This is a genomic window from Pseudoalteromonas distincta, from assembly GCF_005877035.1.
GTDB classification, from domain to species: domain Bacteria; phylum Pseudomonadota; class Gammaproteobacteria; order Enterobacterales; family Alteromonadaceae; genus Pseudoalteromonas; species Pseudoalteromonas distincta.
In genome coordinates this window covers 3268774-3291744 of sequence record NZ_CP040558.1, presented here as the reverse complement: position 1 = coordinate 3291744, position 22971 = coordinate 3268774, and the positions used below count along the sequence as shown (strand labels likewise).

The 22971-nt window shown below is 41.6% G+C and carries 14 protein-coding genes and 3 rRNA genes; 10 read left to right on the top strand and 7 right to left on the bottom strand.

Annotated features, from left to right (window positions below; genetic code table 11):
• Nucleotides 1-103 precede the first annotated feature (103 nt).
• Nucleotides 104-2182, bottom strand: a complete 2079-nt coding sequence (locus FFU37_RS14795; RefSeq protein WP_138489802.1) for a TonB-dependent siderophore receptor — start codon at nt 2180-2182, stop codon at nt 104-106.
• A 189-nt stretch (nt 2183-2371) separates the two neighbouring features.
• Here FFU37_RS14795 and dbpA point away from each other — a divergent pair, with 189 nt between their 5' ends.
• Nucleotides 2372-3760: an ATP-dependent RNA helicase DbpA gene (dbpA, locus tag FFU37_RS14790; protein ID WP_002960948.1), complete on the top strand. Its 1389-nt coding sequence runs from the start codon at nt 2372-2374 to the stop codon at nt 3758-3760.
• A 22-nt stretch (nt 3761-3782) separates the two neighbouring features.
• Here the strand turns inward: dbpA and FFU37_RS14785 are convergent, their stop codons facing one another.
• Nucleotides 3783-4355, bottom strand: a complete 573-nt coding sequence (locus FFU37_RS14785; RefSeq protein ID WP_002960947.1) for a DNA-J related domain-containing protein — start codon at nt 4353-4355, stop codon at nt 3783-3785.
• Nucleotides 4356-4431: 76 nt separating this feature from the next.
• Between FFU37_RS14785 and FFU37_RS14780 the strand changes: the two genes are divergently transcribed.
• Nucleotides 4432-7251, top strand: a complete 2820-nt coding sequence (locus FFU37_RS14780) for a tetratricopeptide repeat-containing hybrid sensor histidine kinase/response regulator (RefSeq protein WP_002960946.1) — start codon at nt 4432-4434, stop codon at nt 7249-7251.
• Between the two features lie 63 nt (nt 7252-7314).
• On the opposite strand, the gene rho is transcribed toward FFU37_RS14780, so the two are convergent.
• Together rho and trxA are read right to left on the bottom strand one after the other, a co-directional pair.
• The gene (rho, locus tag FFU37_RS14775) at nt 7315-8574 is read right to left on the bottom strand and encodes a transcription termination factor Rho (protein ID WP_002960945.1); all 1260 of its coding nucleotides are present in this window, start codon (nt 8572-8574) and stop codon (nt 7315-7317) included.
• A gap of 186 nt (nt 8575-8760) precedes the next feature.
• Nucleotides 8761-9087 (bottom strand): thioredoxin TrxA, encoded by a 327-nt coding sequence (trxA, locus tag FFU37_RS14770; RefSeq protein ID WP_002960942.1) that lies wholly within the window; start codon nt 9085-9087, stop codon nt 8761-8763.
• Between the two features lie 91 nt (nt 9088-9178).
• Here trxA and rhlB point away from each other — a divergent pair, with 91 nt between their 5' ends.
• The 6 genes from rhlB to FFU37_RS14740 all read left to right on the top strand — a co-directional run bounded on the left by rhlB (nt 9179) and on the right by FFU37_RS14740 (nt 18603).
• The gene (rhlB, locus tag FFU37_RS14765) at nt 9179-10456 is read left to right on the top strand and encodes an ATP-dependent RNA helicase RhlB (protein ID WP_002960940.1); all 1278 of its coding nucleotides are present in this window, start codon (nt 9179-9181) and stop codon (nt 10454-10456) included.
• A gap of 43 nt (nt 10457-10499) precedes the next feature.
• Nucleotides 10500-11993, top strand: a complete 1494-nt coding sequence (gene gppA, locus FFU37_RS14760) for a guanosine-5'-triphosphate,3'-diphosphate diphosphatase (RefSeq protein WP_002960939.1) — start codon at nt 10500-10502, stop codon at nt 11991-11993.
• A 563-nt stretch (nt 11994-12556) separates the two neighbouring features.
• Nucleotides 12557-14092, top strand: a 16S ribosomal RNA gene (locus FFU37_RS14755).
• Between the two features lie 298 nt (nt 14093-14390).
• Nucleotides 14391-17280, top strand: a 23S ribosomal RNA gene (locus FFU37_RS14750).
• A 145-nt stretch (nt 17281-17425) separates the two neighbouring features.
• Nucleotides 17426-17540: ribosomal RNA gene (gene rrf / locus FFU37_RS14745) — 5S ribosomal RNA — on the top strand.
• The 16S, 23S and 5S rRNA genes sit together here, the layout of an rRNA operon.
• Before the next feature lie 469 nt (nt 17541-18009).
• Nucleotides 18010-18603, top strand: coding sequence for a hypothetical protein (locus FFU37_RS14740; protein WP_138489801.1), 594 nt, complete (start codon nt 18010-18012; stop codon nt 18601-18603).
• A 2-nt stretch (nt 18604-18605) separates the two neighbouring features.
• Here FFU37_RS14740 and FFU37_RS14735 read toward each other — a convergent pair whose 3' ends face one another.
• The gene (locus tag FFU37_RS14735; RefSeq protein ID WP_138489800.1) at nt 18606-18986 is read right to left on the bottom strand and encodes a hypothetical protein; all 381 of its coding nucleotides are present in this window, start codon (nt 18984-18986) and stop codon (nt 18606-18608) included.
• 99 nt (nt 18987-19085) lie between these two features.
• Here FFU37_RS14735 and FFU37_RS14730 point away from each other — a divergent pair, with 99 nt between their 5' ends.
• Complete coding sequence (locus FFU37_RS14730) at nt 19086-19535, top strand: tellurite resistance TerB family protein (RefSeq protein ID WP_138489799.1); 450 nt, start codon at nt 19086-19088, stop codon at nt 19533-19535.
• A 17-nt stretch (nt 19536-19552) separates the two neighbouring features.
• Here the strand turns inward: FFU37_RS14730 and FFU37_RS14725 are convergent, their stop codons facing one another.
• Complete coding sequence (locus FFU37_RS14725) at nt 19553-20119, bottom strand: NADPH-dependent FMN reductase (RefSeq protein ID WP_024605004.1); 567 nt, start codon at nt 20117-20119, stop codon at nt 19553-19555.
• Between the two features lie 119 nt (nt 20120-20238).
• Between FFU37_RS14725 and FFU37_RS14720 the strand changes: the two genes are divergently transcribed.
• The gene (locus tag FFU37_RS14720; RefSeq protein WP_138489798.1) at nt 20239-21138 is read left to right on the top strand and encodes a LysR family transcriptional regulator; all 900 of its coding nucleotides are present in this window, start codon (nt 20239-20241) and stop codon (nt 21136-21138) included.
• Nucleotides 21139-21332: 194 nt separating this feature from the next.
• On the opposite strand, the gene norR is transcribed toward FFU37_RS14720, so the two are convergent.
• A complete protein-coding gene (gene norR, locus FFU37_RS14715) occupies nt 21333-22889 on the bottom strand; it encodes a nitric oxide reductase transcriptional regulator NorR (protein WP_138489797.1) in 1557 nt (518 codons plus the stop codon).
• Nucleotides 22890-22971: the final 82 nt, after the last annotated feature.

Here is a 22971-nt window from a genome sequence, read left to right as displayed (position 1 = left end):
TTGTAATAGGTTTAATGCTGTTAGGTATAAACGTTTAGATATAAAAAAAGCCCGCGTAAATGTACGCGGGCTATATTTTAACACTGTTATTTAAGGCATTTATTTAAAAGCTAAATTGCGCTGCTAAACGAAGATTTGTACCCTCGCCAACAGTTACATTACTCGTGCCGCCACCACCTAAATAGCTTTTATCAAATAAGTTTTCGATGTTAAGGCGTAAGTTAATATCGGTATTGCTTAAGTTAAACTTATAAGTGGCGCCAACATCAACACGTGTATATGCATCTTTAGTAATTGTATTATCGCTATCTGCAAAGCGCTCGCCTTCGTAAAAAGCGCCAGCGTTAATGGCAATGGCGTCGTTTAATTCATAACGAGTCCACAGAGATGCCGACCATTTTGGTGCATCGGTAGGGCGCTTACCTTCCAATACTTCATCGCGTTCAAAGTTAGCATCTAGATACATAGTTGATGCCATAACAAATAAGCGGTCAGTAGCAGCACCTTGTGCGCTTACTTCAACACCTTTATGGCGTTGTTCACCCACTTGGTTTGTTTCACTTGTGAATGAGCCAATAGGTGTCTCAAGCTGTTCGCTAACAAGTGTGCCTTCTTTACTAATATCAAAAAGTGCACCTGTAAGCAGTAAACGGTCATCAAATAATTGCCATTTAATACCAATCTCTCTTTGCTCTGAGGTAATGGCATCTAGCTTCATGCCATTATTTACATCGGTTTCATCAATCAGAGTTTCACTACCTTGAGGCTCAAAACCTTCTGAGTAACTAGCATATATAGTTGCCGAAGTATTTGGATGATAAAGCACACCTACCTTTGGTACAAATGACTCGTTATCTGCACCTTCTCGTGTTTGTTTATCGTAACGGCCACCTAGCGATAATTGCCATTGTGGTGAGAACGAAATTAAGTCCTGAACGTAAATACCGTAATAGTCGTATTCAGTTTCGCTTACTGTATCATCTGTTTTATAACTTACAGATGGGCGTGATGGTTCTGCTTGTCCTGCAGAAAAATCAAAGTAGTCAGCAGAAGTACGGCGTTGCCCGTAGTAGTAATCTAGCGAGTTTGCGCCAATTAAAAACTGATGCTGTAAGCTACCTGTTTTAAATTCCCCAATAAAATCAATAAATGCAGTTTTAAATTGCCAATCGTCAAAACGGTCGTAAGGACGAGATTCATAGCTGTCACCTTCAGCAAAGCCACTAGGCATGCGAGGTGCTGACTCAAAGCGTTGGCGCTCAAACGTTTGTTCGTTATAGCCAAGTTTTACTTGCCAGTTATCGGTTAAAAATACTTCTAGGTCTACACCTAGGTTTTCTACGGTAATATCGGTAAACGCCCAAGACATATCACGGATTGTTTTATCGCTACCAATTACATTAGCATTATCATCTATCCATGCACCAGTATCTAAACCTGCATCGTCATCTGTGCGGTCGTAATGCACACGTACTAATGCGTTATCGCTAATATCGTAATCTACAACTAAAGCACCTAAAAAGCGGTCACGCTCACGGTTTTCACCATTTTGGTATTCACGCCAGTAGTCAACGTCTTGCTTTACTAAAATCCCGCGAGCACGTAAATCTTCTGATTCAGTTAATGCACCTGCAGCATCAACCATAAAGCGCGTTGACCCATGCTGATCTACATCGGCACTGGCATTAAATAATGTTTGTGCTGTAGGCTTTTTAGTTACCATGTTAACCAAGCCACCTGGGCCTGACTGACCATATAAAATGCTTGATGGGCCTTTAATTACTTCAACTTGTTGCAAAATTTCGATTGGTTGCTGATAGTGCGACCAATGCTGATGACCGTCGCGTAAATAACCTGTCGATGAGCTCAGCTCAAAGCCGCGTAAGTTAAATACTTCACGATTTCGTTGTTGTGAGCCTGCAGTTAAGCTTGCGTCATTTGTGAGTACTTCGCCAAGTGTAGTGGCAAGCTGTTCACTAATAATAGTGTCGGTTATTACAGTGACAGATTGTGCAGTTTCAAGTAATGAAGCTGATGTTCTCATTGCGCCATTAGCGTTATCTACTTTGTAATCGTTAAAGTAGCTACCCTTTACTTCTATGCGTTCAAGGTCGGTAGTGTTTGCATATGTGCTTGTTGTAATGCTTGCTAATAGTGCTATGTAAATAGAATTCAGTTTCATTAATTGCTTCCAGCGCAGGTATGTAAAAAACAATCGCGATCTTAATGCAAACTACTATCATTTTCAACACCTTTCATTAACATGTTTTATAATGTGTTTGTTAATGGTTGCCAATTACGAATTCTGCTATTATAAGCTGCATATTAGTGGGGCTTTCTCCCATGTTATTTTATTGCTATGGAACTTACTGTGACTTCAACTGCTTTTTCATCTTTGGCTTTACCGGCTGGACTCGTTGATAACTTATCAACACTTGGCTATGCCCACATGACACCTGTACAAGCGCAAAGTTTGCCGCCTGTACTTGCTGGTAAAGACATCATTGCTCAGGCAAAAACCGGTTCAGGTAAAACTGCTGCGTTTAGCTTGGGTGTGTTAGCTAAATTAAACGTAAAACGCTTTCGTATTCAATCTTTAGTCTTGTGTCCGACTCGCGAACTTGCCGAGCAGGTTGCGGTAGAAATGCGTAAATTAGCGCGCGGCATTCATAACATTAAAATATTGACGTTATGTGGTGGTGTTTCAATTGGCCCGCAAATAGGTTCACTTGAACATGGCGCGCATATTATTGTTGGCACGCCAGGGCGTGTTGATGACCATATTCGTAAAGGTACTCTACGTTTAGATGATGTGGAAACATTGGTGCTTGATGAAGCTGATCAAATGCTTGATATGGGTTTTCAAGACACACTTGATGCAATTATTGAGCGTATTCCACAAAATCGTCAAACATTGTTATTTAGTGCTACTTTCCCAAGAGCTATTGAAGCAATTGCTAAGCGTGTACTTAAAAATCCAGAAATGGTTAAAGTAGAAGAAGAGCAAGCCAAAAGCACAATTAAGCAGTACTTCTACAAAATGGATAACAATAAGCAGCGCTATCCAACGCTTAAGTTATTACTTCTTAAATTTACACCACAAAGCTGTGTTGTATTTTGTAATACCAAAGTAGAAACTCAACAAGTGTGTGATGATTTAGCTGACGAAGGCTTCAGCGCTGTTGCATTGCACGGTGATTTAGAGCAACGCGATCGTGAACGTACGCTAATTCACTTTTCAAATAAAAGTGCTTCAATACTTGTTGCAACCGATGTTGCTGCACGAGGTTTAGATATTGATGACATGGATATGGTTATTAACTACCATTTAGCACATGACACGCAAACACATGTTCACCGTGTTGGCCGAACTGGACGTGCTGGTAAAAAGGGCATTGCTTGTTCTATTTACGGTGAAGCTGAAGCGTTTAAAATTGCACAAATTGGCGATCATTACGAGCGTGATATTACTCCAGAGCAAATGCCGCCGTTTAATTTATTAGATAAACCGCCGTACCGCCCTGAAATGGTTACTTTGATGATTGATTCAGGTAAAAAGCAAAAAGTACGTGCAGGCGATATTCTTGGTGCTCTAACAGGTAAGGATGGGGTTGCAGGTCGTCAAGTAGGTAAAATTAACGTACTTGATAACGTAGCATTTGTTGCTGTTGAACGTAACTCATCAAAACCAGCACTTCGCAAACTAACCGAAGGCAACATTAAAGGGCGTAAAATACGCGCTCGTCGCCTTACTCGTTAATTTAAATAGCTAAATTAACAAATTAGCGAGCAGCTACCTTTAGCTGCTCGTATTGTAATTTTATTTTTTTAAACTTAACTTCACAACCATTTGGTTTATCTGGGTGCATCTGTAATGCAAGTTGTCTCCAGCGCTTTTGAACGTTTTTAAGAGTGAAATTTTCAGGTAACTTCCATTCTAAAGCCAACGCTTTAAATTCATTGTCATTTAATACTTGTTGTGGTGATGTCGTTTTAAACTGACGCCAAAAACTATTCAAAAGCTCATCAATTTTCTCTTCACCGGTATCGTAATTACGCCAATCTAAATAATAATCTCGCAAATTTTCGTTCGTTGTTACTAAACTATTATCTTCTTTTTCTAAAAGCTCGATATGCAGAGTTGAAATGAGTAAACTTTGAGGGCGTAATTGTGCCTGCAGTTGGTACAATGCATTCATAATTAAAAAGTTACGTTTAAATAAATCACGTTCAGGGCTTTTATCGAGTGTTGTTATTGCGCTGCGGTTTGTCAGTTCTGCTGCTAAAGTATGAACTTGCCAAACCTGCCTTGTTAATATCAGCTCAAAAATCTCATCAATCAGTGGGTTAAGCATTGTTTAGGCCCTAGTAGTTAGTGTATCTTCAATAAAGATTACACTGATATAAGTAACGGTTTGAAGGATTAAAATTATGCTGGGCAAGTTTAAATGCCTCTTATTTACTATATGCTGTGTACTAATAGCTCCTAGCTATGCCCAAAATAGTGATTCGTTATTTGAGCAATTCAAAAACGAAGTGCAGTGGGAGCCTAAATTACAATTAGCAAATACGTTACTTGCTAATAAAAACGTTTCTAAAAAAGAGCGTGTCGCTGTTTATTCGGCATTAGGTAATAGTGCGTTATCGGCTGATAATTTTAAAGAATCTTTACACTATTTTAAATTATTAGAAAAAAACACTTCAGATACTTTCTTTCCTGACGAGCACTTTCGTGCAATAAAAATGCAAGGTGTAGCACTTTTTTATCAAGGCTTATTTCAAAAGGCCATAAGTGAATATACCCGCACCCTAGTATTAGCTGAAAAAAATGAACAACTACTTGAACAAGCAAATTTACTAAATAATATTGGTTTGGCTTATTTTAATATGAATAAGCTAGGCGATACCCTAGAGTTTTACTTAAAGGCAAAAGCTATTTACGAAGCGCACGGTAGTGAGCAAGATCAAACCGACATATTACTTAATATAGCTGGCGTTTATATACGCTTATCACGCTACGATAGTGCATTTAGTCTTTATCAAGATGTACTTAAAGTTTATCAGCGGTTAGATGATAAAAGCGGTATTGCGCAGGTATACAACAATATGGGTGTTGCTCATATGGAGAGTAATCAATTTGACTTAGCACTTCATTATTACCAGCTAGCGCTGCGTTATTATATTTCAGCCAATGATTACAATAAGTTATCTACGCAATATACCAACTTGGCAAATACTAATTTAGTGTTAAAAAAAGTAGATGAAGCGTACGAGCAAGCTAAATTAGGTGAGTACTATGCGCTTAAAATAGGTAACCATAATTTAGAGCTTAATGCGCTACATGCGCTTGGTAAAATTCAGTTTGTTAAAGGCAACTTAGAAGAGGCGAAAATAAGTTTAGATAGAGCTATTTCACTTGCCCACGAATATGGCAGTGAGCGAATAATTAGGGAGGGTTTAGGGACTAAAGCACTACTTGAAGCCAGTAAAGGCGATTATTCAAGCGCAATGGCCTTGCAACAAGAATATATTAGTGAGCTACGAAAACTCAGAAGTACAGCAATTATAAATGCATTAGCGGTACTTCAGCATCAATTTAAAGCAACCCAATTAAACCAAGAGATAGAAAAACTTAAACAAGATCGACGTGTGCAAGAGCTAAAAATGTCGCAGCGTTCTCAGCTTACTTTATTCTCTTTTTTACTATTACTTTTGGTTGTTGTAACTGGTATTGCGCTTTACCGCCGTGGCGCAGAAAAACGTGCTAAGCAGCAGTTAACAGAGCAAGTTACGCAGCGCACTGCCGAGTTACAGGCAATAGCACAGGAGCTAAGAGAAGCTAACGATGTTAAAAGCCAGTTTTTGGCCAATATTAGCCACGAAATCCGCACTCCACTAACGGCTATTTTAGGGCAAACAGATGCTTTAATTAATGAATTATATGAGCCTGAGTCACTTAAAGATGAACTAAGAGTAATTCAGCGTCACAGTGACCATTTAAAAAGCTTAATAAATGATGTACTCGATTTAAGTAAAATTGAAGCCAATAGATTAGAGTTAAATATTTCGTGCTTTGATATTGTAGAGCTTGTAAATGACGTACATGCAATGTTTATCACTCAAGCAAAAGCAAAAAATCTACGCCTCATTTTAGACAATCAAGTGGGTAATGAGTTTTACACTAAACTGGATTTAATACGCGTAAAACAAATTCTTATAAATTTATGTGCTAATGCTATTAAGTTTACTCACGCTGGCCAAATCATTATTGCTTTAAATAAGAGTGAACAAGGGCTAGTGATTATTGTAAAAGATACCGGTATTGGTATGAGCTCTAAACAGTTAAAGCTTATTTTTGAATGCTTTAGCCAAGCTGATAACAGTATTAGCCGTCGCTTTGGGGGGACAGGGTTAGGCCTTAGCTTATCGCAACAATTAGCCGCGATGATGGGCGGTTATATCAGTGTACAAAGCGAATACAAAAAGGGCAGTCAGTTTTCGTTCTTTTTACCGTGCGCAGAAGTAAATAAATCGCAAAGCCTGATTGAAACTCAAAGCGCTCCAAAGGTAAATAAGCAATTGGCAGGGCGTGTTGTACTTGCAGAAGATCACCCTGATAATCGAAGGTTAATAAGCCGCTATTTACGTTCAATGGGGCTCGAGGTTATTGCCGTTGAAAACGGTGAGCAAGCGGTAGAGCAGTGCTTAAAAGAGTATCCTGATTTAGTGCTACTCGATATTCAAATGCCTGTGATGGATGGGCGTTCTGCTTTTCAGCTATTAAAACAGTGTGGTTTTGAGCGGCCTATTTTTGCTTTAACTGCAAATGCTATGAGTCATGAAGTGGATGGCTATTTAGAATTAGGGTTTAGTGGTTACTTAGGTAAACCGATAGATAAAGAGTCATTTTATAAAGCGCTTTCTAGTCACCTACATAATGCAGAAGATCAGCCAATTACAAAGCAAAATGAAGTTGATATGAGCGATCTTGTGATAAGTTTTAAGCAAAGCTTTGCTTTGGAGAGTGAAACGATTACTCAGCATTTTATAAGTGAAGATTTAGCCGCGCTACAAAAAGATAGTCATCGCATTTTAGGAGCGGCGCAAATGTTTGGTTTAGATGAAATTGCGCAATCGGCTCAAAGTTTAGATAGAGCCCTTTTACGCAGGACCCAAAAAAGTAGTGCGAATGACTTTAAAGCGCTCGTTGATACGCTGCAGAGTGTACTTAAAAAGTATAACGAAAGTTAAACTGTGTTTGATCCCGACATAAAAAAAGCGCCTTAGGCGCTTTTTTTATTCAGCTAAAACGCTTTATTGGCGTCTCATCGAATCAAAAAATTCATCATTGGTTTTGCTCATCGATAGTTTATCGATTAAGAATTCCATCGCATCAATTTCTGACATGTCATGAACAATTTTACGTAAAATCCAAAGCTTTTGAAGCTCATCTGGTTTTGTTAGTAATTCTTCACGACGAGTGCCTGAACGATTAAAGTCGATAGCAGGGAATACACGTCTTTCCGCAATTTTACGGTTAAGGTGAAGTTCCATGTTACCAGTACCTTTAAACTCTTCGTAGATAACTTCATCCATTTTAGAGCCGGTATCGATAAGAGCTGTAGCTATGATTGTTAAGCTACCACCTTCCTCAACGTTACGTGCAGCACCAAAGAAGCGCTTAGGTTTATGTAATGCGTTAGCGTCAACACCACCAGTAAGTACTTTACCTGATGAAGGAATAACGGTGTTATAAGCACGTGCTAAACGAGTGATTGAATCCAATAAGATAACAACATCTTTTTTATGTTCAACTAGGCGTTTTGCTTTTTCGATAACCATTTCGGCAACTTGTACGTGACGAGAAGCTGGTTCATCAAACGTTGATGCAATAACTTCACCTTTAACTAGGCGTTGCATCTCTGTTACTTCTTCCGGACGTTCATCAATAAGTAAAACCATTAATGTTACATCAGGATGATTATGCGTAATTGATTGCGCAATATTTTGAAGTAGCATTGTTTTACCCGCTTTTGGCGGAGCTACTAACAAGCCACGTTGGCCGCGGCCAATAGGAGATGCTAAATCAAGTACACGGGCTGTAATATCTTCTTTACTGCCGTTACCACGTTCCATGCGAAAACGTTCGTTTGCATGTAGTGGAGTAAGGTTTTCAAAAAGAATTTTAGTTCGAGAGTTTTCAGGTTTATCAAAGTTAACTTCATTTACTTTGAGTAAAGCAAAGTAACGTTCACCGTCTTTAGGTGGACGAATAAGGCCTGAAATTGAATCGCCAGTACGCATGCTGAAACGGCGAATTTGGCTAGGTGAAACATAAATGTCATCTGGCCCAGCTAAGTAAGAGGCTTCTGATGATCTTAAGAAGCCGAAACCATCTTGTAAAATCTCTAATACACCGCCGCCGAAGATATTCTCTCCGCCTTTGGCATGGGATTTAAGAATGGCAAAAATGATATCTTGCTTTCTTAAGCGGGCTACGTTTTCGAGCCCCATGGACTCAGCTAAGTCTACAAGCTCTTTAATCGACTTGTCTTTTAATTCGCGTAAATGCATATTGGTGGGTTCTTTATTACAGTTGTCATACTCAAAATCGCTTTGATCGTTGAGTGAGGTTTGTTGAATATAACTAAGGATTAGTTGGCTTTATAAACTAGCAGTTCACTGGCAAAGCGTCCAGTCTTTATACAAAATAAATTTAAAAAAGGGCAAAAAAGCCCTTTTTATTGTTCTAGCTTACCGTTAGATGTTGTTTTCTAAAAACTCGATAAGTTGAGTTTTTGAAAGAGCACCTACTTTCGTTGCAGCTACTTGACCATCTTTGAAAAGAAGTAAAGTAGGGATACCACGAATACCAAACTTTGGCGGTGTGCCAGCATTTTGGTCAATATTTAATTTAGCAACAGTCACACGGCTGTCGTATTCATCAGCAACTTCGTGAAGAATAGGGGCGATCATTTTACAAGGTCCACACCATTCAGCCCAGAAATCAACTAGTACTGGTTTGTCTGATTGTAATACGTCAGCTTCAAAGCTATCGTCAGTAATTTGGATTATTTTCTCGCTCATTGCGCTCTCCGATTTAGTTAGGCGAAATATTTAGTGCGTATTTAAACACTCTTGTTTCTTATTGCAAGTTTAAACGTTATGCTTAAACGCTATGACTAAGACACATTTAACCGATAAAAAGTTTTCAGACTTTGCTATCGCACCGGAAGTGGTTGCCGGTTTAACCGAGAATGGGTTTGAATATTGCACACCTATTCAAGCAAAATGCCTACCTTTTATTTGTGATGGACGCGATATCGCGGGCCAAGCTCAAACGGGTACAGGCAAAACGTTGGCGTTTTTAACTGCCACGTGCCATCGGTTATTACAATCTAGCAAAGCACCTAGTAAACATCCAAGAGCCCTGATCATGGCCCCTACTCGGGAGCTTGCGATTCAGATACACAAAGATGCTAAAATTTTAGCGCCGCACTGTAATCTTAACTTAGGTTTAGTATATGGTGGCGAAGATTACGAAAAACAACGTGCACAACTAGAAAAAGGCGTTGATATTTTAATTGGTACTACAGGTCGCCTAATTGATCTGTATAAGCAAGGCTGTTACACCCTTAATGAAATTGAGGTAGTCGTGCTGGACGAAGCCGATCGTATGTTCGATTTAGGTTTTATCAAAGATATTCGCTATATGTTCGATCGTATGCCAGATACATCAAAGCGTTTAAACTTATTATTTTCTGCCACATTATCGTACCGCGTACAAGAATTAGCTTTTGAGCACATGACAAACCCAGAGCATGTTCAAATTGAACCTGACGTTAAAACGGGTAAACGTATTCAAGAAGAGCTATTTCATCCTTCGCAAGAAGATAAAATTAAGCTGTTGTTAACCTTAATTGAAGAAGAATGGCCAGAAAAAGCAATCGTGTTTGCAAATACCAAGCATAGTTGTGAAACAGTATATGCTTGGCTTAAATCAGACGGTCATCGTGTAGGTATGCTTACTGGTGATGTTAACCAGAAAAAACGCCAAACTATATTAGCGCAATTCAGTAAAGGTGATTTAGACTTTTTAGTTGCGACCGATGTTGCAGCGCGTGGTCTTCATATTCCAGAAGTAAGTCATGTGTTTAACTTTGATTTACCTGACGATTGTGAAGATTATGTTCACCGTATTGGCCGTACTGGCCGCGCTGGTGCATCAGGCCACGCAATTAGTTTTGCATGTGAGCAATATGCATACAACCTGCATGAAATTGAAGAATATATAGAGCACAGCATTCCTTTATCACATTATGATAAAACAGCATTGCTAGATGATTTAACTCAGCCTATTATTCAAAGAAAGCGCAACTATTCAACAGGTCCACGTAACCGTAGTAATAACAGCGGACGTCGCCCAAATAATAGTTACCAAAAAGGACGGTCGTAAGCGACCGTTTGTATAAGTAGTAGTAACTAGAGGTTTTTGAACGGTGGGGCAACTTAAACCGCAAAAAAATGTGTACGCAGTTATTGATTTGGGCTCAAATAGCTTTCATATGCTTATTGCCAAATCAATTGCTGGCGGTCTACAAACAATTGGACGTGTTAAACGCAAAGTCCGATTAGCCGCAGGGCTTGATAAAGGAAACGTATTAAGCACTGAAGCAATGCAGCGAGGCTGGGAATGCCTTGCCCTTTTTGCTGAGCGTCTACAAGATATCCCAGACAAAAACATCACCATAGTAGCAACAGCTACCTTACGCTTAGCAACTAACGCCGACGTATTTAAAAATCATGCCGAAAAAATTCTAGGTCATAACATTAATGTTATTAGCGGAGAATTAGAAGCGCGCACAATTTATAAAGGTGTTGCCCATACTTCATCTTGTACTGGCAAACAGCTTGTTATTGATATTGGTGGTGCAAGTACAGAAGTTGTAATTGGTAAAGCATTTGATGCCCTACATTACAAAAGCCTCAATATGGGGTGTGTTACTTATCTTGAACGCTATTTTAAAGATTGCCAACTAAGTAAGAGTAACTTTAACGCAGCAATAAAAGCGGCTCGTACAGTCATTGATGAAATTTCTCCAGAGTATAAAGCAGCTGGATGGCAAATTGCATCTGGAGCTTCTGGTACAGTACAAGCAATTCAAGAAATTATGGTCGCGCAAAATCTTGACGACTTACTTACACTTGAAAAGCTCAACACTATAAAAGATCAAGCAATTGCATTTAGCACTATTGCAGCGCTAGACCTTCCTGGGTTAAGTGAAGACCGTCGACTGGTATTTGTATCAGGACTTGCAATCTTAATCGCACTATTTGAATCTCTTGAAATAGAAAAAATGGGATTGGCGGGTGGAGCACTGCGTGAAGGTGTTTTATATAGCATGGTTCCGGAGTTTCATAATAACGACATTCGCAAACGCACTGTTGATGGGTTTATGAGCCGTTATCATGTTGATCAAAAACAAGCATGTCGAGTTTCAAGCTTGGCAATGCAGTTAGCGCTGAGTATTGATAAAGATTGGCCGATTGAAAGCTTAAATGGGTTACCACTATTAAAAGCGGTAGCGCAGCTTCATGAGATTGGATTACTAATAGAGTATAAGCAGTACCATAAACATACCGCTTATATTTTGGAAAATACCGATATGCCTGGTTTTTCACAGTCAGAGCATAAATTAATAGTAGCGGTAGCAGATGCACATCGATCTGATTTTCCAAAAGGTTGTTTTAATTCACTCGGCGTAAATAGTCTATTAGCGCAATATATAGTGAGATTACTACGAATAGCAGTCATTTTATCAATGCGCAGACAAGATGATGTACTGCCTAAGTTTGAGTTAACTGCTAAAAATGAAGTCTTAGACCTTAAGTTTGAAAGTAACTGGTTAAAAGATCATCCATTAATGGCCAGTGAGCTGCAACAAGAGTCTAAACAGCAAGGAAAACTTGGCTGGAAGCTCATAGTAAACTAATTAAAAAGGCCCATCAGGGCCTTTTTAGTGTTTAAAGTAACCATTTCGATGTAAATATGTGCGAACAGCACATTATTTCAAGTTTTCTTCAAAAAAGGGTTGATCTGTTTTCGGATCTCCCTATAATGCGACCCCACTGAGACGGGAAACAGCAACGCATAGCGAAGCATGAACAACTCAGAGTGTTAAGTAAAACTTAGATTGAATCTTTTTAGAAAGTTTAAATTTAAGTGTTGACAAAAAAATAGGAAAGCGTAATATGCGCAGCCCTAGCGAGGTAAAGTTCAACTTTATAATCGCAACGTTCTTTAACAATATAAAGCAATCATCTGTGTGGGCACTCGTACAGATTGAGTTCTAACAGCCAAACTACTTAGGTAGCGAGGCAAACAAATTAGAGTCTCAATTGAAACTGAGTGACCATATGTTATTAAAAGATTCAGCCTTGAGCTGTTTTGATTTTACTTTTTAAAAGTGAAAATAATAACGCACAGTCAATTCGTTTTTGGCAACAAAAACAAAAATTCAGAATTCATTGAGCTGTCGAAAGACATAAAACTTTTTAATTGAAGAGTTTGATCATGGCTCAGATTGAACGCTGGCGGCAGGCCTAACACATGCAAGTCGAGCGGTAACAGAAAGTAGCTTGCTACTTTGCTGACGAGCGGCGGACGGGTGAGTAATGCTTGGGAACATGCCTTGAGGTGGGGGACAACAGTTGGAAACGACTGCTAATACCGCATAACGTCTACGGACCAAAGGGGGCTTCGGCTCTCGCCTTTAGATTGGCCCAAGTGGGATTAGCTAGTTGGTGAGGTAATGGCTCACCAAGGCGACGATCCCTAGCTGGTTTGAGAGGATGATCAGCCACACTGGGACTGAGACACGGCCCAGACTCCTACGGGAGGCAGCAGTGGGGAATATTGCACAATGGGCGCAAGCCTGATGCAGCCATGCCGCGTGTGTGAAGAAGGCCTTCGGGTTGTAAAGCACTTTCAGTCAGGAGGAAAGGTTAGTAGTTAATACCTGCTAGCTGTGACGTTACTGACAGAAGAAGCACCGGCTAACTCCGTGCCAGCAGCCGCGGTAATACGGAGGGTGCGAGCGTTAATCGGAATTACTGGGCGTAAAGCGTACGCAGGCGGTTTGTTAAGCGAGATGTGAAAGCCCCGGGCTCAACCTGGGAACTGCATTTCGAACTGGCAAACTAGAGTGTGATAGAGGGTGGTAGAATTTCAGGTGTAGCGGTGAAATGCGTAGAGATCTGAAGGAATACCGATGGCGAAGGCAGCCACCTGGGTCAACACTGACGCTCATGTACGAAAGCGTGGGGAGCAAACGGGATTAGATACCCCGGTAGTCCACGCCGTAAACGATGTCTACTAGAAGCTCGGAGCCTCGGTTCTGTTTTTCAAAGCTAACGCATTAAGTAGACCGCCTGGGGAGTACGGCCGCAAGGTTAAAACTCAAATGAATTGACGGGGGCCCGCACAAGCGGTGGAGCATGTGGTTTAATTCGATGCAACGCGAAGAACCTTACCTACACTTGACATACAGAGAACTTACCAGAGATGGTTTGGTGCCTTCGGGAACTCTGATACAGGTGCTGCATGGCTGTCGTCAGCTCGTGTTGTGAGATGTTGGGTTAAGTCCCGCAACGAGCGCAACCCCTATCCTTAGTTGCTAGCAGGTAATGCTGAGAACTCTAAGGAGACTGCCGGTGATAAACCGGAGGAAGGTGGGGACGACGTCAAGTCATCATGGCCCTTACGTGTAGGGCTACACACGTGCTACAATGGCGCATACAGAGTGCTGCGAACTCGCGAGAGTAAGCGAATCACTTAAAGTGCGTCGTAGTCCGGATTGGAGTCTGCAACTCGACTCCATGAAGTCGGAATCGCTAGTAATCGCGTATCAGAATGACGCGGTGAATACGTTCCCGGGCCTTGTACACACCGCCCGTCACACCATGGGAGTGGGTTGCTCCAGAAGTAGATAGTCTAACCCTCGGGAGGACGTTTACCACGGAGTGATTCATGACTGGGGTGAAGTCGTAACAAGGTAGCCCTAGGGGAACCTGGGGCTGGATCACCTCCTTATACGATTTAGAACTTATTTGTTCGTAGTGTCCACACAGATGATTGTTAATTAGTGCGTGTCCTTCGGGATAACTAATTAATATGCTCTTTAAAAATTTGGAAAAGCTGATAATAAAATTCTGATGAATACATTGTATTTATCAAGAGTTTTCAAAAGTAAAAAAAGAATGGTAGCAGTACCATTCAGTGCCATTTAGTTAACTCTTATGAGTTGATTGATTGGTATCTACTTTAGTATTCAATATTGACTTCTGGCGAAGTTAAACTGTCACAAAACAAAGACCCGTTTGGGTTGTATGGTTAAGTGACTAAGCGTACACGGTGGATGCCTTGGCAGTTGGAGGCGATGAAGGACGTATTAACTTGCGATAAGCCTAGTCAAGCTAGTAAAAAGCGCTTGAGACTAGGATTTCCGAATGGGGAAACCCACCTGTTTACAGGTATCGTTAACTGAATACATAGGTTAACGAGGCGAACGCGGAGAACTGAAACATCTAAGTACCCGTAGGAAAAGAAATCAACCGAGATTCCGAAAGTAGCGGCGAGCGAAATCGGAACAGCCCTTAAGCTTATTATGTGTTAATGGAAGGCTCTGGAAAGTGCCACGATACAGGGTGATAGTCCCGTACATGAAAAGACATTTTAAGTGAAATCGAGTAGGTCGGAGCACGTGAAACTTTGACTGAATATAGGTGGACCATCATCTAAGGCTAAATACTCCCAACTGACCGATAGTGAACCAGTACCGTGAGGGAAAGGCGAAAAGAACCCCTGTGAGGGGAGTGAAATAGAACCTGAAACCGTGTACGTACAAGCAGTAGGAGCCCACTTGTTGGGTGACTGCGTACCTTTTGTATAATGGGTCAGCGACTTATATTTTGTAGCGAGGTTAACCGAATAGGGTAGCCGTAGGGAAACCGAGTCTTAACTGGGCGACTAGTTGCAAGGTATAGACCCGAAACCCGGTGATCTAGCCATGGGCAGGTTGAAGGTTGAGTAACATCAACTGGAGGACCGAACCCACTAACGTTGAAAAGTTAGGGGATGACCTGTGGCTAGGAGTGAAAGGCTAATCAAACCGGGAGATAGCTGGTTCTCCCCGAAATCTATTTAGGTAGAGCCTCGGACGAATACTTACGGGGGTAGAGCACTGTTAAGGCTAGGGGGTCATCCCGACTTACCAACCCTTTGCAAACTCCGAATACCGTAAAGTAATATCCGGGAGACACACGGCGGGTGCTAACGTCCGTCGTGAAGAGGGAAACAACCCAGACCGCCAGCTAAGGTCCCAAAGTCATAGTTAAGTGGGAAACGATGTGGAAAGGCCCAGACAGCCAGGAGGTTGGCTTAGAAGCAGCCATCCTTTAAAGAAAGCGTAATAGCTCACTGGTCGAGTCGGTCTGCGCGGAAGATGTAACGGGGCTAAACTATGCACCGAAGCTGCGGATTCAGAATTTATTCTGAGTGGTAGGGGAGCGTTCTGTAAGCGGTTGAAGGTGTACCGGGAGGTATGCTGGACGTATCAGAAGTGCGAATGCTGACATGAGTAACGATAATGGGAGTGAAAAACTCCCACGCCGGAAGACCAAGGGTTCCTATCCCATGTTAATCAGGGTAGGGTAAGTCGACCCCTAAGGCGAGGCCGAAAGGCGTAGTCGATGGGAAACAGATTAATATTTCTGTACTCGATATAATTGCGATGGGGGGACGGAGCAGGCTAAACAAGCATGGCGTTGGTAGTCCATGTGAAAGTGAGTAGGTTGGTGACTTAGGTAAATCCGGGTTGCTATTAAGACTGAGACACGAGACGAGTCACTAAGGTGATGAAGTTGTTGATGCCATACTTCCAGGAAAAGCCTCTAAGCTTCAGATTATATGGAATCGTACCCCAAACCGACACAGGTGGTCAGGTAGAGAATACTAAGGCGCTTGAGAGAACTCGGGTGAAGGAACTAGGCAAAATCGTACCGTAACTTCGGGAGAAGGTACGCTCCTATCTGTGATGAGACTTGCTCTCTAAGCGGACGGGAGCCGCAGTGACCAGGTGGCTGGGACTGTTTATTAAAAACACAGCACTGTGCAAAATCGCAAGATGACGTATACGGTGTGACACCTGCCCGGTGCCGGAAGGTTAATTGATGGGGTTATCCTTAGGGAGAAGCTCTTGATCGAAGCCCCGGTAAACGGCGGCCGTAACTATAACGGTCCTAAGGTAGCGAAATTCCTTGTCGGGTAAGTTCCGACCTGCACGAATGGTGTAACCATGGCCACGCTGTCTCCACCCGAGACTCAGTGAAATTGAAATCGCAGTGAAGATGCTGTGTACCCGCGGCTAGACGGAAAGACCCCGTGAACCTTTACTACAGCTTGGCACTGAACATTGAACCTACATGTGTAGGATAGGTGGGAGACTTTGAAGCAGCGACGCTAGTTGTTGTGGAGTCAACCTTGAAATACCACCCTTGTAGTTTTGATGTTCTAACGTTGGCCCCTGAATCGGGGTTACGGACAGTGCCTGGTGGGTAGTTTGACTGGGGCGGTCTCCTCCTAAAGAGTAACGGAGGAGCACGAAGGTTGGCTAAGTACGGTCGGACATCGTACGGTTAGTGTAATGGTAGAAGCCAGCTTAACTGCGAGACAGACACGTCGAGCAGGTACGAAAGTAGGTCATAGTGATCCGGTGGTTCTGAATGGAAGGGCCATCGCTCAACGGATAAAAGGTACTCCGGGGATAACAGGCTGATACCGCCCAAGAGTTCATATCGACGGCGGTGTTTGGCACCTCGATGTCGGCTCATCACATCCTGGGGCTGAAGTCGGTCCCAAGGGTATGGCTGTTCGCCATTTAAAGTGGTACGCGAGCTGGGTTTAGAACGTCGTGAGACAGTTCGGTCCCTATCTGCCGTGGGCGTTTGAGAATTGAGAGGGGTTGCTCCTAGTACGAGAGGACCGGAGTGAACGAACCGCTGGTGTTCGGGTTGTCATGCCAATGGCATTGCCCGGTAGCTACGTTCGGAACTGATAAGCGCTGAAAGCATCTAAGCGCGAAGCAGGCCTCGAGATGAGTTCTCACTAGACTTTTAAAGTCTCTGAAGGGCCGTTGAAGACTACAACGTTGATAGGCAAGATGTGGAAGTGGTGTGAGCCATTAAGCTAACTTGTACTAATTACCCGTGAGGCTTAACCATACAACGCCAAACGCGTTTTATGCGACAGTTTAGACAGAAGTTAATATGACTAAAGTAGATATTACTTAGAAAGACTTAAAAAATATTATCAGATATTTTCCAAATTCAGTTAGTGCGTAGAGATACGAATTAACGCCCAAATTTGCTTGGTGACAATAGCGTTTTGGACCCACCTGACTCCATGCCGAACTCAGTAGTGAAACGAAACAGCGCCGATGATAGTGTAGCATTTGCTATGTGAAAGTAGGACATTACCAGGCTTCAAATTGTAGAGAGCCCGACTAGAAATAGTCGGGCTTTTTTACGTCTGCAGAAAAGTGAAATATGCGCAATTAACATACACTCATATCGCGACACAACGATAGTGTAGCATTTGCTATGTAACTCTCCATCGCTGTGGGCACTACGACATCCTACTGCGTAGCGCACCGACTACAAATTGTAGAGAGCCCGACTAGAAATAGTCGGGCTTTTTTACGTCTGCAGAAAAGTGAAATACACGTAATTAGCATCCACTCACAGCAACATCCATCAGGTAGGTCGGGCGAGTGCAGCGACTCCCGACGTTAAAATCACATCTAGGAGTGTGCAATTAATATTTAGTCGTTAAGCATTACTTAAAATTTTATCTAGTTGTCCTGTTCTCATTTTTATATAGATACTTCTAATAAAGTACTTAAGAAAACTGTACTATTACAGGTGTTTTAAAATAACTATAACGAGAAACAAATGAAATTATTAACTGCAGCAACTTTATTACTTGCTTCATCGACAGCTTTTGCACGCCCTGCACCGCTAGTGTCTATTCCTACTCATGATGCCTTTTTTAATAGTATTGCAGCGCATTGCGGTAAAGCTTTTGAAGGTGAAGTAGCAGTAGATAACGCGAAAGGCCCAAGCTCATTTACAGATAAAAAACTGGTTATGCATGTACGTAAATGTAGTGAGACTGAGTTACAAGTACCGTTTCATGTAGGAGACGATGCATCACGTACGTGGATCATAACTAAAACGGGTAGCGGCTTGAGTTTAAAGCACGATCATCGTCATAAAGATGGAACAGACGACGCATCAACTATGTATGGTGGCCATACGCTTGATGCAGGGTCTGCGCAGATACAGTCGTTTCCAGCAGACCAATACTCTAAAGAGTTATTTGTAAAACAAGGTCTTGCGCAGTCTGTAGGTAATACATGGCAAATGTATATTTACCCAGAAGTATTTACTTATCGATTAATTCGCCAAGGACGTGAGTTTAAGGTGGATTTTGATTTAACTAAACCGATTACTCCACCATCAGCACCTTGGGGTTATAAAGACTAAGGTTACTTACCCTTACTTGTATCTTCTTTAGTTTCGCATTGGAGTAAAACACTTAAATCTGGTTGGTAAGCGCGTGGTTTTGTTGGAAAACGTTCGTACTCTTGCACGCCTTCAAGTACTTTCAACATAAAGGTATTGCCGCGGCATAGACGGTCAGCATGGCGCAATAAAAATACACTTTGATTGGTAAAGTGTTTGTAATCGTCTGACTGGATTTCTATTTTATAATTGTCTTTGCCAATTTGTGTTTGGTAGTAATGTACTTTGTTATCAAAGTCGTAGAGCTTCTCGGTTTCGGCTTTTTCAGCAAGTGCAGTATTTGCACTCGAAAGGGCCACCAGCGTAGCGCCTATAAATAAGCGTGGTGTGTTTATTCCTTTCATAAAATGTATCCTTTAATTTGCGAACTTTATACCCATTAATAAGAGTAATAAGGTCGATTTCTTTACGTATTAGTCTAACACCCAAAAAGGGAAAGTGTGATGTTCAAACAAATAAAACAACTTTTTGCTGTATTCGATGAACAGCAGCCAAGTATGCAAGAGCACGATTTAAAAACAGCTGTTGCTGCATTATTAATTGAAGTTATGCGTGCAGATACCAAGCTTGAACATGATGAACATGATGAACAACGAACCCTGACTGTAACCTTAAAAAAGTATTTTAATTTAACAGATATTGAGGTTAATGAGCTTACTAATAACGCGGCAAGTAGCTTAGATGATTCGATAGATTACTTTCAGTTTTCAAAACAGATTAATGAGCATTGCAGCGCGGCACAGCGAATAGAAATAATAGAATTATTATGGCGCTTAGCGTATGCCGATGGAGAAATAGATCCCCAAGAAGACTACGTTATACGTAAAGTAGCAGGGCTTTTATATGTAACGCATACCGACTTTATCGCCGCCAAAATAGCAGCGACAAAGTAAGTAGGCGTGCGTGCAAGTTATTTTAACTTACTTGCAACGCTTACTAACTGATGAGCGAGGGCTGATACTTTTTCAGCCGTTACAGGTTCATTTATTTGCCCATTTTCATTAAACAATGTGTGCACAGCGGGTACTGCAAGTTGATCGGCAAGTACTAACGATCCAATGCCGCTTAATATATCACGCACATGATTTAAACCGCGTAATCCGCCAAGCCCACCAGGCGATGCTGCAAACAAAGCGACCACTTTATTACGAAAAGCAGGAACAGCACCTTGCTCTGTGCGCGATGCCCAATCAATCGCATTTTTTAGCGCTGCGGTAATAGAGCCGTTGTACTCTGGGCTTGCTAGTAAAATACCGTCGGCTGTACGTAGCTTGTCTTTTAAAAGCTGTACATCGCTTGGTGTACCTTGCGCTTCAATATCTTCGTTAAATAGTGGGATGTTTAATTCATTTAGTTTTATTACTTCTACTTCAGCACCTGTTTGTAGAGCAAAACGTGCTGCCTCATTAATAATTTTTTGATTAAAGCTTTCTTGGCGAAGGCTTCCAGCTAGGGCGATAATTTTTGGTGCTGACATGGTAGTGGCCTTTTAATGTTTTAAGTTACATGTCTAATGTAGCAAAATTTCACTTGTAGAAAACCCTAATAAACGCAACACTTGTGTGCGTATATGCACATAAGTAAAAGGTAGGCAGCATGGCGATAAAATTTGAAGATTGGCAAGACGTTAAAGTTGCGTTCGAAGTAGCACGGTTAGGCACGCTAACAGCAGCGGCCGAGGAGCTTAATGTGCACCACAGCACAGTGCTTAGGCGAATTAATAATCTTGAAAAAAACTTAAATGCACGGCTTTTTCATCGCCATGCTCGTGGCTACAAGGTTACTGAAATTGGCACCAAGTTATTTGCAACAGCACAAACAATCCATAGCTCCTTAGAGCAGTTACATAACGATATAGTAGCGGCCGATAGCACCCTTAGAGGTAGTTTGTTGCTAACGACGGTAAGTGGCTTCATGGATGTCCTTGGTGATGTATGTGAGCAATTTCAGGCGCTACATCCACAAGTGCAGCTTGAGGTTATTTTAGAACAAAAAAGGCTAAGGCTCGATCACGGACAAGCACATATTGCAGTGCGTGCAGGCCCAAGACCTGATGAAGGCGATTATATTGCTCAGCATTTGGCGCAGCTTTCATCGGGTTTATACGCTAATAAACGTTACATTAATAAATACGGTATGCCTAAATTATTAATTGATTTACAACAACATAACTTTGTATCGGGCGTGGCAGGTTTTAATGCCCGCGTGCCTTATTTTGCATGGGCTGATGAACATATTCCTGCATCGCAAATTAAGCTGCGAGTATCTGAAACCGCAGAAGCGACTCGCGCAATTATTAAAGGTTTAGGCATAGGCGGATTACAGCATGACGTAGCGGCGCAATACCCTGATTTAGTGCCTATATTGCACAGTGAGTTAAGCTGGCCTACCGATGTATGGTTAGTCACGCATCACTTAGTGCATCGCACTGCTAAAGTGCAAGCTTTTGCAGGGTTGCTAAAAACACATTTTAGTAAGTTAGCTGCTAATCAATAGTTTTATACCAACCTGCATAAATCTTTGATCAATTTAACGAATTAAATTTCACTATAACGTCGTTAAAAATTTTTTATTTAGAACAACTAGATACAAAAATTTTTGCCTAGTTCTAGCGTAATTTTCTTAACGTTAAATAGACCCCATATATAAGCAGATTGGTATTAGCCGCATTTTAGCTATGTTTTAAATGATTATAGTGTTTTTTTTACTTCTATCCCTAGGCGTTTAGCCAAGCGTACTAAGTTAGCTCTATCTAATTCAAGTACTCTTGCTGCTGCTGACCAGTTGTAGTTATGCTGTTTTAATTGCTCAGTAATTACGTTGTATTGCAACGATTCTACAGCTTGCTTTAAAGGTTGGTTGATTAAGGTGTTGGTTGTACTTTGGCTTGCTGCTAGGGAGGTTTTCGGCGCACTTGGTGTTAAATCACAGTGCTCGCTTGTAATGGTTATTATTGGATTTTGCCATTGGCTTTGTTTTGCTTTTAGAGCGCTGCGACTAATGACGTGTTCAAGCTCGCGCACGTTACCTGGCCAGTTGTACTGATTAAGCAATGCTTGCGCTTCGGGGCTTAGTTTTAATTGTTTTATCCCTAATTTACGGGCTGTTTGCTCAATAAAATAACCAGCTAAGAGTGTTATGTCGTGCTCGCGTTCACTAAGTGGTGGCACAGTAATAGGGTAGACACTGAGGCGATGGTATAAATCGGCTCTAAAGCGACCTTGAGCTACTTCTTCTTTTAAATTTCTGTTGGTTGCAGCAACAACGCGTACATTTACGTATTTTGGCGTGTCTTCTCCTACCGTTTGTATTTCGCCACTTTGTAGCACTCGTAATAGTTTACTTTGCATGGCAAGGGGTAGTTCGCCTATTTCATCTAAAAATAACGTGCCGCCATCAGCTAACTGAAATTTACCTTGGCGCGAATTTTGTGCGCCTGTAAAAGCCCCTTTAGAATGACCAAAAAATTCACTTTCGGCGAGGTTTTCGGGAAGTGAGGCACAATTTAAGTGAATAAGCGGTTGATCTTTTCGAGCTGAATTTAAGTGAATGTTACGCGCAACAAGTTCTTTCCCTACCCCTGTTTCACCTAATATAAGCACGCTAAAGTTAGATGCTGCAACGAGTTTAATGTCGTTTTTAAGTGTTTGCATTAACGGGCTTTGACCAATAATTTCACCGCCGTCACGTGTTAATGCTTCACGATTTAGTTCTTGTACTAATGCACTTGAGTGCTGTGCATGCTGTTTGTAGTGGGCAAGTTCTAAGGCCGTTTTAAAGTGCGCACTACACAGCGTTTGTAAAGTATTGAGTGTATCAGCGCTTATGCTGTTAAATGCATTAGCGTTAAGGCTATCAAACGTAAGTACGCCAAGTAGCGCGTTTTTATCATAAAGAGGTAAACCTAAACATGCATGTACCGGTATGTCGCCGGTTTTAGCTAATAGCAATCCATCGTATGGATCGGGTAGTGGGCAGTCGTGCGCAAATTGAAGCGCGAGTGTGCTTTTGCAAATAGCTTCTAGGCGAGGGTGTTCTACTATTTTAAATCGTCTGCCTAAACTGTCGGGCATTAACCCTTTAATTGCCAGGGGTTTTAATTGTTCGCCCTGAAGCACTAGTAACGCACTTGCATCACTAGGAATAACCCGCTCAACCGTTGCTAGTAATTGATCAAAGCTATGCTCGTGTAGTGTACTTTGAGCAAGCTCTAGAGCAACTTGTGTAAGGTTGAATTGCTGGTTCACGTCAAAATGACCTGTTTGTGTTCTTATGAGTTAATTTATAGTAGGTCATAAAGACTCATACTGTAAAGTGATTTAATTTAAC